Source organism: Lysinibacillus sp. FSL P4-0201 (assembly GCF_038593425.1).
GTDB lineage: Bacteria > Bacillota > Bacilli > Bacillales_A > Planococcaceae > Lysinibacillus > Lysinibacillus capsici.
In genome coordinates this window covers 2875393-2889827 of the sequence record NZ_CP151995.1, presented here as the reverse complement: position 1 = coordinate 2889827, position 14435 = coordinate 2875393, and the positions used below count along the sequence as shown (strand labels likewise).

General features: G+C 38.6%; 13 protein-coding genes. 7 read left to right on the top strand and 6 right to left on the bottom strand.

The window, feature by feature from the left end:
* The first annotated feature begins 44 nt into the window (after positions 1-44).
* Complete coding sequence (locus tag MKY76_RS14560) at positions 45-167, top strand: hypothetical protein (RefSeq protein ID WP_004231260.1); 123 nt, start codon at positions 45-47, stop codon at positions 165-167.
* A gap of 41 nt (positions 168-208) precedes the next feature.
* Here MKY76_RS14560 and MKY76_RS14555 read toward each other — a convergent pair whose 3' ends face one another.
* Positions 209-796 carry a LysE family transporter gene (locus tag MKY76_RS14555; RefSeq protein WP_342556789.1) on the bottom strand — a complete coding sequence of 196 codons (588 nt, stop codon included), beginning with the start codon at positions 794-796 and terminating at the stop codon, positions 209-211.
* 113 nt (positions 797-909) lie between these two features.
* Between MKY76_RS14555 and MKY76_RS14550 the strand changes: the two genes are divergently transcribed.
* Positions 910-1464: a helix-turn-helix domain-containing protein gene (locus MKY76_RS14550; RefSeq protein WP_054549190.1), complete on the top strand. Its 555-nt coding sequence runs from the start codon at positions 910-912 to the stop codon at positions 1462-1464.
* A 42-nt stretch (positions 1465-1506) separates the two neighbouring features.
* Here the strand turns inward: MKY76_RS14550 and MKY76_RS14545 are convergent, their stop codons facing one another.
* Positions 1507-2670: a PLP-dependent aminotransferase family protein gene (locus MKY76_RS14545; RefSeq protein WP_048392333.1), complete on the bottom strand. Its 1164-nt coding sequence runs from the start codon at positions 2668-2670 to the stop codon at positions 1507-1509.
* Between the two features lie 128 nt (positions 2671-2798).
* Here MKY76_RS14545 and MKY76_RS14540 point away from each other — a divergent pair, with 128 nt between their 5' ends.
* Genes MKY76_RS14540 through MKY76_RS14530 form a run of 3 tightly spaced genes read left to right on the top strand, consistent with a single transcriptional unit; the run spans position 2799 to position 6260 of the window.
* A complete protein-coding gene (locus MKY76_RS14540; protein WP_004231269.1) occupies positions 2799-4196 on the top strand; it encodes a PLP-dependent aminotransferase family protein in 1398 nt (465 codons plus the stop codon).
* A 48-nt stretch (positions 4197-4244) separates the two neighbouring features.
* Entirely contained in the window at positions 4245-5483 is a 1239-nt protein-coding gene (locus MKY76_RS14535; RefSeq protein WP_004231271.1) for a DNA polymerase IV, read from the top strand.
* Between the two features lie 24 nt (positions 5484-5507).
* Positions 5508-6260 carry an alpha/beta hydrolase gene (locus MKY76_RS14530; protein ID WP_004231273.1) on the top strand — a complete coding sequence of 251 codons (753 nt, stop codon included), beginning with the start codon at positions 5508-5510 and terminating at the stop codon, positions 6258-6260.
* A 47-nt stretch (positions 6261-6307) separates the two neighbouring features.
* Here MKY76_RS14530 and MKY76_RS14525 read toward each other — a convergent pair whose 3' ends face one another.
* The 3 genes from MKY76_RS14525 to MKY76_RS14515 are packed head-to-tail and all read right to left on the bottom strand — an operon-like array spanning position 6308 to position 8817.
* Positions 6308-7162, bottom strand: coding sequence for a sugar nucleotide-binding protein (locus tag MKY76_RS14525; protein WP_054549191.1), 855 nt, complete (start codon positions 7160-7162; stop codon positions 6308-6310).
* On the bottom strand, positions 7159-8187 hold the full coding sequence (locus MKY76_RS14520) for a polysaccharide biosynthesis protein (protein WP_054549192.1): 1029 nt from the start codon (positions 8185-8187) through the stop codon (positions 7159-7161). The genes MKY76_RS14525 and MKY76_RS14520 overlap by 4 nt, the downstream gene beginning before the upstream one ends.
* A 30-nt stretch (positions 8188-8217) precedes the next feature.
* A complete protein-coding gene (locus tag MKY76_RS14515; RefSeq protein WP_016993848.1) occupies positions 8218-8817 on the bottom strand; it encodes a glycosyltransferase family A protein in 600 nt (199 codons plus the stop codon).
* 256 nt (positions 8818-9073) lie between these two features.
* Here MKY76_RS14515 and MKY76_RS14510 point away from each other — a divergent pair, with 256 nt between their 5' ends.
* Entirely contained in the window at positions 9074-10162 is a 1089-nt protein-coding gene (locus MKY76_RS14510; protein WP_066036238.1) for a glycosyltransferase, read from the top strand.
* 118 nt (positions 10163-10280) lie between these two features.
* Complete coding sequence (locus MKY76_RS14505; RefSeq protein ID WP_048392339.1) at positions 10281-10721, top strand: GNAT family N-acetyltransferase; 441 nt, start codon at positions 10281-10283, stop codon at positions 10719-10721.
* 97 nt (positions 10722-10818) lie between these two features.
* On the opposite strand, the gene MKY76_RS14500 is transcribed toward MKY76_RS14505, so the two are convergent.
* A complete protein-coding gene (locus MKY76_RS14500) occupies positions 10819-14316 on the bottom strand; it encodes a S8 family serine peptidase (RefSeq protein WP_342556788.1) in 3498 nt (1165 codons plus the stop codon).
* Positions 14317-14435: the final 119 nt, after the last annotated feature.

Genomic DNA, 14435 nt, shown 5'->3' with positions numbered 1-14435 from the left:
TGGTTGTTATATTACAAAAATAATGAGTGAAGGGAGCTTTTCACATGTGGGTTATTACAGTTTTTGATAAAAAGGACGTTCGAATTTTTGAGTACGCGAGCAAAAATGAGGCAACAGAAGCTTTAGCAAAATTCAAGAAAAATGCCGTTTTAACGTATACAAAATAAGTTGCTGATAAAGCAGCCCTCTACCGACAGAGGGCTGTTTTTTAATGTATAACAATGGAAACAGCACTATACATTAATAATAGTGCCATGATCATGTTAAATGGTTTTCGGTATTGCTGTAGTGCTTTTTGAAAAACGGAGCCACATAATGCCCAACTAAATGTACTGATTACCCCTACTAGCGCTAAAAAGAACGAGAAGAGTAGATAGCTTATGTAGGATGAGTAGTAGGGTAGGATGTAAGTTGCGACAACAGTAAGACCAAATAAAATACCTTTTGGGTTAATAAATTGAACGAACGCTCCTAAAAAAAATAGGTTTCGTTTTTCTTCTTCGTTGTCGTGATCCTCTAATTCTTTGCTTGTTAAAATTTTATAAGCCAGGTACAACATATAGCCTACACCAAATATGGTTAGGGGTAATTCAATGGCAGGTAAAATGTTTAACATGATCGTGTTAAAAAAGCTACTAAGACCAATAATGATGAAAAAACCAATCCCTACACCTAAACAGAATGGAATCGTTTTCGCTAAGCCATATTGTTTAGCAAAAACCATCGCCATAAAATTATTAGGGCCAGGTGTAAAGCTTGTAATGATGATAAATAATAAAAAGGAAAATACAGGCAAAAAAATCCCTTCTTTCAAGTTGTATGATATAATGCACGAAATAGACTGTATAACGTCGGTCTTTTTATTATACAAAACGTACGTTATATTGTACATGCAAGGAGGGCTTTTGGATGGAAGAAATTCATCTCGTCTTTGCGAGAAATTTAAAGGCAATTCGAGAAAGGGAGAAATTAAGCTTAGAGAAAGTTTCTCAGCTTAGTGGCGTGAGTAAAACGATGATTGGTCAAATTGAGAGGGGAGAATCCAGTCCAACTTTGACTACAATTTGGAAAATTGCAAATGGATTAAAGGTTTCGTTTACAGAGCTTATTCATCCTCCCCAACCTGAGACGGAGGTTATTCGCGGTAAAGAAATTCAAGTATTGAAGGAAGATCATGGCCGATATATGGTTTATCCTCATTTCCCCTATCAAAAGGATAGTCGTTTTGAAATATATACAATTGAAATCAAAGAAAATGGAACGTTAGATGCTGAGGCTCATCGAGAAGGAACGGAGGAATATATAACCGTTTTTGATGGGGAATTAATCATCCATATACAGGGTCAGGATTATCGATTAACAAGTGGTGATGCCATACGATTTAAGGCTGACCGTCCACACACATACAGCAATCCAGGTAGTACAGTAACAAGACTTAGTATGACTATTTACTATCCACATTAAAAAACGTATAAACGCTGTGAAAAGCGTTTATACGTTTTCGTTTTATAAAATACTAGCTAAACGTTTAATTCCCTCACGGATGACTTCAGGTGTTGCATTTGTATAGTTAAGACGCATTGTATTCACATTCGTTTTTGATGTGTAGAATGGATCGCCAGGCACGAAGGCTACCTTTTGTTCCATCGCTTTATTGAATACATCAAGGGCCGGTGTACCGTCCTTCATTGTTGCCCAAATGAACATGCCACCCTCAGGTCGAGTATATTCAACATGGGCAGGGAAAAACTCCTGCATAGCATCAAGCATCGCATCCGACTGATTTTTATATAAAGCAATAATTTTCTTTACATGTTCGGTATAATCATTACTTGCTAAGTAATCGTAGATAACATATTGTGAAAAAATATTAGTATGAAGATCAGACGCTTGCTTCGCTGTTTCAATATGCTGCAATAGCTCTTTGTTTTTTGTGATAATAAAGCCAAGACGCATGCCTGGTGTGACCGTTTTAGAGAAAGAACCTAGTAAAATACTATTTTCTAATTTTCCAGCACCGATATATGGAAGTGGCTCCCCTTGGAAACGTAGCTCCCCGTATGGATCATCCTCAATTAAAGCAACATCATATTTTGCCACTATTTCGCAAATTTGCTCACGCTTTTCTTTCGAATATGTGAGTCCTGTTGGGTTTTGGAAGTTCGGCACCGTATAAATGAATTTTACATTTGGTTGTTGTAGAGCACGCTCTAACTCTTCTAAGTTAAGACCATCATTTTCTAGCGTAACACCATGGAAAGTTGGCTCTGTTAAAGTAAAGGCTTGAATAGCCCCTAGGTAACCTGGCTCTTCGATGATAATGCCATCGCCTTTATTGATAAGTACTTTACCAATTAGTTCAAGCGCTTGCTGTGAACCTGTAGTAATAAAGACATCGTCAGCATGTACATCAAGTCCATGGACACGTTGATATTTCGCGGCAATATATTCACGCAATGGTGCATAACCCTGTGTGGATGAATATTGGAATAATCGGCTGCCATTTACTGTAATAGCATGGTCTACGGATGCTCTCAATGCATCAATCGGGAAAGAAATCGGGTTTGGAAGCCCGCCTGCAAAGGAAATAACGTCCTCGGCATCTGTCACTTTTAAAATATTTCGAATAAATGAGGATGGTGTTTTTAAGATTCTTTCAGAATATTGCATAATTATCGGTCCTTTTTTTCTGATTTTTTAAAAATTATATCATTGTCATCGTGTGCATACAATATTATCATTGTATGCAAGACAATTAAACTATTGTATGCAAATTAAGAGAAAGAAGGGCCTAGTGAATGCCTATTAATTCATTTGACGAGTATCCAATGAGTTGGAAGCCGGATATTAGCAATATTTCTGCTCCGTTATATATAGCCATCGCACATCAGCTAGAACAAGATATTAAGGATGGAAAGCTAGTACCAGGAACAAAATTGCCACCCCAGCGTGAATTAGCTGATTTTTTAGATGTGAATTTGAGTACGATTACAAGAGCCTTTAAGCTTTGTGGCCAAAAAGGATTAATTTATGCCTCAATTGGCAGCGGTACATTCGTTTCAACAGATGCGGCTAGCAATAAAATGTTACTGCCAACCAACCATGCCACACCTATCATTGAAATGGGCTCTGTTTTACCAGATAATTTTGTTAATGATGATATTACACGCTTTATGAAGAAAATGATAAACGAACCTAGTTTTAGCATGCTATTTCAATATGGACGACCTGAGGGCAATGCATGGCAAAACGAAGCCGTGATGAAGCTACTCGAACTAGTAAATTTTCAAACAGACCAGCCTATTCTTCTAGGAGCAGGCGGACAAAATGCCATTGTGGGAACCCTTGCAGCTTTATTTCAGCCAGGCGACCGCATTGGTACAGATCCAATTACCTATGCAGGCATTAAAACAGCTGCAAATATGCTTGGTATCCAGCTTGTGGCTATCCAACAATGTCAGGGTGAAATGACAAAAGAAGGATTACTATATGCTTGTAAAAATGAACATATCAAAGGAATCTATGTGATCCCTGATTTTCATAACCCAACGACTCATACGATGTCAGTAGAAACAAGAAAAATGATTGCAGACGTGGCAAGACAGAAGGATTTGCTTGTAATCGAGGATGCTATCTATAGCTTTCTCAAGGAGCAACCGCTTGCTCCGATTGCTTCTTATGCACCCGATAAGGTTATTTACATTGCTAGCCTATCTAAAACACTATCACCTGGTTTACGATTATCCTTCCTTGTGACACCGCCTGCGCTACGTAAAAAAATAATGGAAACGCTCTATAATATCAACATTTCCGTTTCTCCTATCATGCTGGAGCTTGCAGCACGATTAATCCATGAAGGTGTTGCCCAAACGATATTAGAAAAACACCGAGCATATGCCAAGCAGCAAAATGCGCTTGTCGATCAGTATTTAGGGGATTATCACATATTAGGGGATGAGGAATGTATTTTTAGGTGGCTCCAATTGCCTGACAAATTTACGGGTGTTCAATTTGAATTGTTAGCTTCGAAAGCTGGTGTACAAGTCTATGCAGCGGAACGCTTTGCCGTAGGGAATACAAAGCCTGTCAATGCCGTTCGTTTAGCCATTGCAGCACCAGAATCTCAACTTGAGCAAGCGTTAATTATTTTAAAGGACCTCCTCGAAAGTAATGGTGATTATGCATTTGTTGATTAGAGGTTATGGGGCGTATAATAAGGCTAAGAAAGAAACGAGGTGATGAGCATGGCACATAAAGGGCGTGTTATTTTGCATGTGGATATGAACAGTTTCTATGCTTCTGTGGAGCAAGCACATGACCCAAGTTTAAAGGGGAAGCCTATCGCAATTGCAGGGAACCCAAAGGAACGGCGTGGCATTTTAGTAACTTGTTCATATGAAGCAAGAGCGCTAGGCATTTATACAACTATGACTGTTCATGAAGCGAAGCGTAAATGTCCTGAGCTATTGTTATTACCTCCAGATTTTCAAAAGTATCGTCATGCATCTAAAGAAATGTTCACCATTCTTCGAAGCTATACACCATTAGTAGAGCCTGTTTCGATTGATGAGGGCTACTTGGATGTGACTGAGCTAAGCAAGGAACGGCATGCCTTAAGTATTGCCCAGGAAATACAAGCGCGCATTTTAGCTGAGCTGGATTTACCTTGTTCCATCGGTATTGCACCGAATAAATTTTTAGCGAAAACAGCCTCTGATATGAAGAAACCAATGGGGATTACCGTACTACGAATACGGGATATTGAACAGCAATTATGGCATCGTGAGGTTGTCAACATGCATGGGATTGGAGCAAGTACTGCTAAAAAATTAAATGCACAAGGCATCTTTACAATAGGTGATTTAGCTAAGACAGAAGAATTTAAAATGAAGCAAATTTTAGGGAAGAATGGGGTACGGCTTCGAGCAAGGGCCAATGGGGTGGATCAGCGCATGGTCGATCCTGAGGCAATCTTTGATACGAAAAGCGTTGGGAATTCAACAACATTACCAGAAGATGTAACAGATGTTCGTACACTTCATAAAACAATCGAAGGTCTATGTAAAAAAGTGGTGGAGCGTCTTGATGCCAAGCGCTTAGCAGGTTCAACTGTGAGCATTCAAATTCGGGATGCTGATTGGCATAATCATACACGTTCGAAAACAATGTCCAATGTCCTGTATCGTTATGAAGAAATTTACGATATTGCTTGTACTTTATTTGATAAGCATTGGGATGAATCTCCTGTAAGATTACTTGGTGTAACGGTTTCCAATGTGGTGGATCGTAAAGATTATTCACAGCAATTATCGATATTTGATTTTCAGGAGCATGCGAAAGATGAACCGATTCTCAAGCTTGTCGATGAAATTGAGGGACGGTTTGGCAAGGGGATTATAAAACGTGGTGTAGATTTAGGGAAACGTTCCTCCTATCAATCACAAACAAGCTTTAGTAAAGATTTTTTAGATGACCATGAATGAGAAAGAATGAAAGTAGGTGTATCTATGCAATACAAGGAGTATGGGGATGCTAACAATCCTTTCATGATGTTTATTCATGGAGGGGGCGTTGGAGGGTGGATGTGGGATCAGCAAGTTCGCCATTTTTCCCATTATCACTGTGTTATACCTGAGCTAATGACACACAATCCATTTTCCATTGAACAAAGTGCGAAAGAGCTTCTTCTGCTTATTGAGAAAAAAGCCAATGGGAAGCCTGTTATAGTAATTGGTTTCTCTTTAGGAGCGCAAATCGCTATTCAAATGCTAAGTCTACAGCCTAGTTTAATCGATTTTACGATCATCAATAGTGCGCTCGTGATACCCTCTCCTACTGTGGAAAGGATGCTTCAACCTTTTATTCGGCTGTCATTTCCACTTATAAAAAATAAAACATTTGCGAAACTTCAAGCAAAAGCCCTGTACATTCAAGAAGACTATTTTGAGCGTTACTATCAAGAGAGTGCCACGATGAAAGTAGATACATTGATTCAAATTTTGCGAGAAAATATGTCGTTTTCCATCCCAGCTGACTTTAACAAAGCTCAAGGAAAGATCCTAATAACTGTGGGAGAAAAAGAGAAAAGCAACATGAGAAAATCCGCTAAAGCACTTGTGCAAAGTCATCCAAATAGCAAGGGTGTGTTATTGAAGAACATCGGTCACGGCGTCTCATTAGCCCAGCCTGCATTTTTTAATCGCTTTGTAGAGAATTGGATTAAGGATGGTCAATTACCTGAAGGGACAGTTATTCGGTAGGGGAACCCCATTACGAATCGTCATCCATAATGGAGTTGATGTATGGATCATTGAAAATAGTGAGGATATAAGTGTTTATGCTGCAATATCCATTCCTTCATCTCTATCATCATTTCTTCGTAGCTAGGGACAATAAATGAAAAGTCATTTCTTGTATTTATTAATGTTTTATTGATTTGAACAACGTGATGAGGAAGAATTTTTATACTGTTGTTCAGGAAGTGCTTATTAAATAGATGCAGTAGATCGTGTTTAGAAATATTTGTCGTATTGACGAGATGATAGAGTCCTGTTAAATCTTGTTGTGCAGCACGTTCAATGGCTTTAGCCAAAGTAAGTGTTGTCACTCCCGTCCAAATAGCACCCGAATAGCCATAGACGGGACTTTTTTGTTGCATAAACCAATTGAAGAGTCCGATGCCATCCTTTTTCAAATCAGGACCAATTATGGAATTACGAAATGTTATGTGCTTGTCGTTATTCACTTCCCCTATACCTTTGGTGCGGTCATAAAAGGTTTCCCCGTCTAGTACACTATTTTCATAGTAGGGAGCACTTTTGCCTGAAAATACGCAGTCGGTACTTAGATGAATAAGCTTTGTGTGACGATTTTCAAGGAGAGATACAATGGCATGCGGTAAATAGCTATTCAGTAAAACACTTTGGGCAGGATGAGCCTCACAAGCATTGTTTAAAACACCAATACAATTAATGACGACATCTACCTCATTGTCTAGTAGTAGCGACCTTAAAAAATGGGAGTCTGTCACATCACCTGTTCTATTATTGCCATAGGGAAAAGGGGTTCGAGAGTATGTTGTTACATCATGCCCTTGTTCACATAAATAGATGGCAATGGTATGACCAGCCATGCCTGTAGCACCGAGCACTAAAAATTTCATGGTTTTCCTCCTGTCCAATGAAGGAGCTCTTCTTGTATAAGAGGCAATGTTAATAGCTTTACTTTAATGTCAGCCACACTTAATTGTTGGGTATTGTTCGAGTTATATTCATCCGTTAATGTAATTTTTGGAGAGCCCTCATCGAGGTATTTTCCATAATTTAAATCCCGATTATCCGCGGGGATTCGATAGAAATGGCCCATATCAATAGCTTTTGCTGCTTCCTCCTTCGTACATAATACTTCATACATTTTTTCTCCGTGCCGTGTTCCGATAATTTGCATGGCGTTGTTTGCTTGAAAGATCTCAAGTAAAGCCTGTGCTAAATTTGCTATTGTGGCAGCAGGTGATTTTTGAACCATAATATCCCCGTTTTGAGCATGTGAGAATGCGTACAATACCAATTCTACCGCTTCCTCAAGGCTCATCATAAAACGTGTCATATGAGGGTCCGTAATCGTTAAAGGTTTCCCAGCCTTTATTTGTTCAATGAATAATGGGATAACCGAGCCTCGTGAAGCCATGACATTACCGTATCGAGTGCCACAAATTAGGGTATGGTGAGGGTCAACCATTCGTGACTTTGCAATAAACGTTTTTTCCATCATTGCCTTGGATATACCCATCGCATTGACAGGGTACGCGGCCTTATCTGTCGACAGGCAAATGATTTTCTTGACGCCAGCTTGAATGGCGGCTGTTAGTACGTGATCTGTTCCTAAAATATTGGTTTTCACAGCTTCTAAGGGAAAAAATTCGCAGGAGGGAACTTGCTTGAGAGCGGCGGCATGAAATACATAGTCAACATTATACATCGCATTGTGAATGCTTTGAATATCGCGGACATCCCCGATATAAAATTTAATTTTTGTATGCTGATAGTGTTTTCGCATATCATCTTGCTTTTTTTCATCCCTTGAAAAAATCCGAATTTCCTTGATATCCGTATTTAAGAATCGCTTTAATACGGCGTTCCCGAAAGAGCCCGTGCCTCCAGTAATCAATAATATTTTATCTGTAAACATTGTATAGTTCGTTACACCTCCTGCATGCTATTATTTCAATCCTCTTTGATGTAGGTCACATTCTGAGTTCTCCCTAGGGTAGTTGTACCAATAAGCAAATTCGTTAGTATATTTACTTGTCGGATTTTTATCCATCAGGGCGCAATTAAAATCCCAATCTCCTGCAATATCTTTGCGTATCGTAAATTTCGCATCTCCAATTAAACTTCTCCTGATAATCTTAAATTGCCCAGGCAAGGAATAGCGGTTGGATTCATCTTTAATAAAAGCAAAGCCATTTTTAATAATCATGTTGTAATAGTAAATATCAAATGTGCCATCCACTTGTGCTAGTACATTGCGAATAGCAGGTAAATAGTGGTCATCACTATCGATGATGGCTATATAATCTCCTGTTGCTTCTGCAATGCAGCGATTGTAGGCAACACTCGCACCTAAATTCGTTGGGTGAACGATGATTTTTAAAGCTGCACAGTTTTTCTGATAATCCTGTAAAATGGCTAGCGTATTGTCTGTAGAGCCATCATCTACCACAATAATTTCATAGGCATATTCTTTAGGAATACTATCAAGCATCGTTACGATCCATTCTTCGCTATTAAATGCAGGTGATAAAAAACTAATCTTCATCTGATCCCTCCATTCTATGTTCATTAGTAGAGTTGTTCCATGTGACTGAGTAGATCCTTTAATACAATATGCGTAGACGTAGTGCTACTGTAGGCAATTGCTTATTTTAGGATGTTTTTAAGAGAGTGTTTTTAGATAGAATTTTTATGTTTACTAGAGATATGGCATAAGAAAGACGAAAATTTACTAACATAAGCACATTTAGCAAGAGAGGTCATAAACTAGCGAGAGCGCTTTTTTTAGAAAGAGGGATACGATGACAAAAAGAATAGCATTTATTTGTAGCGTGGAATCTTACAAACTTTCGGATGCCCATATTTTCAAAGATTTGTGTCTAGTGCCTATTTTATTGGGGGAACATTTAGGCTATGAGGTCACTATTGTCACGACAGAAATGAATGAAGCTCTACTTCAACAAGTCTTTCCCACTGTAAAATTTGAGTCTGTACCATTTGAAGATGATTATGTGGTGAATATGAATGCTTATTTAGCCCAGCATGCAAGGGACATCGACATTGCCTTTGCTATTGGACCCTATCCATCCTATTTAGCTATTTTGAAAACCTATAAGCATTTTAATCCAAATGGCAAAATTTATATGAAATTAGATGTTAATCGATTTTGGCTAAATCGATTAAAAACCTATCCCTATTTTTTAGAGTTGTTGCAGCTTTGTGATCTCCTTACCTCTGAATGCATATCTATTCAAACAGCAATCAAAGACTTTTCACAATTGGATGTGAAACATATACCCAATGGTTTTTATGAACATTTCCCCACAGAGCCAGTGCCGTTTCACGAGAAAGAAAATAGAATTCTAACAGTTGGGCGATTGGATGCACCAGAAAAGCAAACAATTTTGACAGTTAAGGCATTTTTAGCAGCACAACTGCCAGATTGGGAGCTTCGTTTAGTAGGGCCGATGTCAGTCTCATTTCAAGAAGAGCTGAGACTATTACTAGATAGTCATCCGCTTGCCGCTCAAGTAACGATGGTAGGACCTGTTGTTGATAAGGTTCAGCTAGAAGAGGAGTATCGTAAGGCTAAAATTTTTTGCTTAACGTCTTTAGTCGAATGCTATGCCCATGTCTTTGCGGAGGCAGCTAAAAATGGTTGCTATATCGTGACAACAGATGTGGATGGTGCTGCTGATATTACACAACAACAGCGTTTTGGTACAATCCATCCTACACATGATTGGGAGGCGATAGGTCGGACATTGCAACAAGTTGCAGCACAGGAATCATTATTGGCAGATACTTGTGTCCAGCTTCAAGCATTTGCCCGCAAGGAATTAAATTGGAGGCAGATCGTCAAGAAGGTTGCCAATTATTTAGGTGAATAAAAGTGAATCTTTTCTGGATTGAGAGGAGTATTCTTTTCTTTATACCAGTATTTCCTATATAATAAAAACTAGTTTTATAAAGCTAGACAATCATGGGTAGACACAAGGGGAGACTAGAATGGAAATACTACAAGCAACAATGGATGAACTAGAGGACTTAGCAAAACTGTTTGATGAATATCGTCAATTTTATGGAATTGAGTCAGATATAAGCAGTGCCAAGGCATTTTTACAATTACGATTGGCCTTGAAAGAATCCGTCATTTTTATCGCGCTGATGGATGACAAGATAATTGGATTTACACAATTATATCCAACATTTTCGTCCATTGCTTTACAGCGAGCCTATATTTTAAATGATATTTATGTAACAGAAGATGCTAGAGGCCTAGGGGTGGGCAAGGCATTGATGGAAAAGGTATTTCATTATTGCGAGCAACAGTATGCTCGCTATGTCACGTTACAAACGGCGGCTGATAATGTAAATGCACGTAAGCTTTATGAAAAGCTACAAATGAAGCAAGATGAATATTGTAATTATGTTAAATATTTTATGTAAGCCGAAGTGGTGAATCTCATCGTTGGATGAAAATGCTTCTTTCAGATCATAATTATCCCCTAGATCGTTTTGATCTAGGGGATATTTTTAATTCTAACTATTTTATTTCAAGCGTATAGGGTTGTGTGCTAGCTTTGCCATCAAACTCACTTACTTCAATATAGTATTTGCCTGCATCAAGCTCCACCGTACCAACCTCGGCATCACCAACACCGTAAAGATCGAATGTTTTGACGGTTTTTCCGTTTGCATCTAACACTCGAATAACACCATCCAACGCTTTTTCTGTTTGGAGTGAGAAGAAGACTTCGCGTTTCTGGTCGTTATTCCATTCAAAATAGTCTTTATCACCAAATGGTATACCTGCATTTAAATATTGCGTTGCAACCCATTTCTCATCCTTTTTCACAAGAACAGATGGCTTGCTAGGTACACCATTTACTAATTTTGAATCCGCATCTTCATCCACATGCTTATGATCAAACAATGTTAATGTATAAGGCTGAATCGATACTTGGCCAAGCCCCATACTGTTGACTAGAATAAAATAGCCTCGATCCTTCTTTGCCTTAAACGATGTATTTACATCGTTTGTACCCATCATTCCAAGTAACATTTCAAGAATATTATCACCTAAGCCAAATGGAATTTCTGTCTCCATTTCTTTGGCATCAATCTTCATATTGCCGTTCGTATCTTCGATAATAGCTCCTGCAAATTTCAAGTCCTTTTGCAGTTCTTTAGGTAGCTGAGCCAATTGTTCATTAGTAAAAGGAACTGAAGAAAGAAGCAGACTCATGACTTCATCATTGCCTTGTTGCTTATAGTAGTAATAATCTACATCATCTTGATAAATCAGGTGGTCTCTATAAGTAGTACCTGGTTGAATTTTTAGCGCTTTTGCTTCCTCATGATTGTTTGGATTGTACTCTGCTGGAATATCGCCTATTTTCTTTGTTTTCAATGTATAAGGCTCAGCAGATCGTTCTCCAGCATTGACAACGGCTACCACGTATGTTTTGTCCTTTTTCAATGGTATGACCTTTGCATCGTCTTCGTTACCAGCTGAACCAAGTAGTAGTGCCAGTATACCAAGGTCATTAGTTAAGGAAGAAACGGGAATTAATTCTTTTGTTTCTTCATCATATTCAAACACTGTACCTGTCGGCATTTGGTTCATGCCTTTCAAAAAGCTGAAGCTATAAAGGGCGTCTTCCTTCGCTTTAAATAAGAAATAATCCTCATCATAATCTGTTTGGAAATAAGCTTTTTGATCGTCACCTATTTCAAAGCGGATTGCCTGCTTAATGATAGGGTCAACATTTTCTAGGTTGCCTGAAGCCGTAGGATTCAATAACATACTCATCAGGCTGTCAATTTCATTACGTTTTTTTATGTTGTTTTCTATAAGCGGTAATTGGCTCTCTGGAACATTTTCTTCGATCATGGCTTCATCTACAGGTAGACCATCCTCATCAGGTGGGAGGGAAACTACTTCACCTTTTAATGTGTAAGGGATCATTGATTCGCTGATCGTTTCTTCTTTTTCGATGCCGCCACTAAAGAACATCTCCATAGAAAACTCGCTATTACTTTCATTAGATACACTTAAAACGTACTCTTGATCTGGAACAGCGTCGATAATCATACGAACCGGTTCACCTTTTGCTGTACCATAAGCGGTCTGCATTGGATAGGCTTCTTCTTCACCTTCATCATTTTCAGCTTGATCGATTTCTTCTGGTGGCACAGGATTAAAGTCATCTTTTAGATAAAGCTCCATAGAGGCAGTGACACCTGGAATTCCCGATAGATCAAATTGTAACGTCGTCGGTTTTTTGACAGAGAACGTGAAGTAATCTTGATCTTGTTGTTGATCTTTTGACAGTAATGTATAGTTTTTACCTGCTGTACTATATGGGAACTTTTTAATAGGCTCCATCGTAGACTTGTCTATTGTATCAATTGGCAAGTCCTTCGTCGTTTGTGCTGTAAAAATGTAAGTAGATTTGCCTTTTAAACTATAGCTTCCATTATGATCTTTGACACCAATGACAAGCGTTCCCTTTTGATCTGCTTTAAATAGATAACCTTCTTTTTTTCCTACGCGAACATCATTGACATGGATAGGCTCTACATCACCAATCCCGCTATTTGGGTAGAAATATAAATCAAAGGCATAGTCGTATTTGTCAGCGCCTTTTAATGTTAATTGAGCATATTCATTTTCTTCTAAATCGACTTTATACCATTTCTTTTCGTCTTGCTGTTCAAAAGCACCCTGTTCTGTATTTAGCTTATTTTTAGCAAGGATCTTGGCGTTCTTAATACGATCTTCCTTTGTCTCTGAATAATGCTTAGGCAGTTTATTTAAATCAAATTGTAATGCTTTTACAGGATCAACTAATCCGTGACCATAAGTAAGATCATAGCCTTTCTCGCCCAAATCTTGTGCGGTCATTTCTAAAATCGCTTCTATTTGATGCGGTTTTAAAGATGGGTCTTTGGATTTAAGAAGAGAGGCGATACCTCCCACGACAGGAGAGGCCATGGATGTTCCACTAAACTTGACAAAAGATGATCCTTTCTTCGCATCATGAACGGTACTATAAATGTCTTCACCTGGTGCAACAATATCCACAGATGGTCCGTAATTGGAGTAGCTTGATAGTTTGTTGCGTTCGTTTGTTGAACCAACACTAATGACACCTTCGAAAGAAGCGGGGAAGGAATATTCATCTGTCGATTCATTTCCTGCGGCCGCCACAATTGTAATCCCACTATCAATTGCCTTCTGAACGGCTTCCTTCATCAGGGGAGATTCACCATAGCCTCCTAGACTCATATTAATGACGTCAACGCCCTGCTCAATTGCATAAAGAATACCCTGTGCAATGATGAAATCATTAGCACCTTCTTTGCCGTTAAATACATCAATTGGCAGTAACTTTGCATTCGGATTAATCCCATGCCCACCTACGCCATTATCTTTTGCTGCGGCGATAATACCTGCCACATGTGTTCCGTGATCGCCTGAATAGGTAGTATTAGCAGGTGCTGCTGCATTATAGGGTGGGAGTACTTGTGACTTTAGATCGGGGTGTTTAAAATCTACACCAGAATCAATGACAGCAACTGTGACATCATGGTTGCCTGCTAATTCTAGTGCCTTATCCATTTGCAGTAAGTTTAAATGATACATCTCTTGTTTTTTAGGATCAGCTTCTTTATTAAAAGAATGATAGATGTAACTAGGAGATACACTTGATATTCCGTTTTGCTTTAAATAGTAAGAGACGGCTTTTTCGATCGATACGCCTTTATTTAGTTGTACAACATCATACCCTAATGAAGGAATGGAGCGGATGACCTTGGAGCCAATTTTTTTATGTACGTTTTTATCAAGACCTGAATGCTTGATAACAATTGTATCCTTACTCATCCATTTTTCTTCATTCTTCTCTGTTTGTTTCGCACTGTTTGCCAGCATGTTTTTCGCTTTATGCTGAGGTGCCTCAGCAAAGGCAGAAGCAGCAGGAACCATGAGTGCAGCAGATGCTACAACAGCGACTGATTTTTTATACCAACTTTTCAATTGTTATCTCTCCTTGGTGTTATAAATTAAATCTCGACTATATTAATACGGACAAAGATTAGAAAAGTTTCGTAATGGAGGAAAATTTTTCTTTGCTATTTTAATTTTTGGTAGGTATA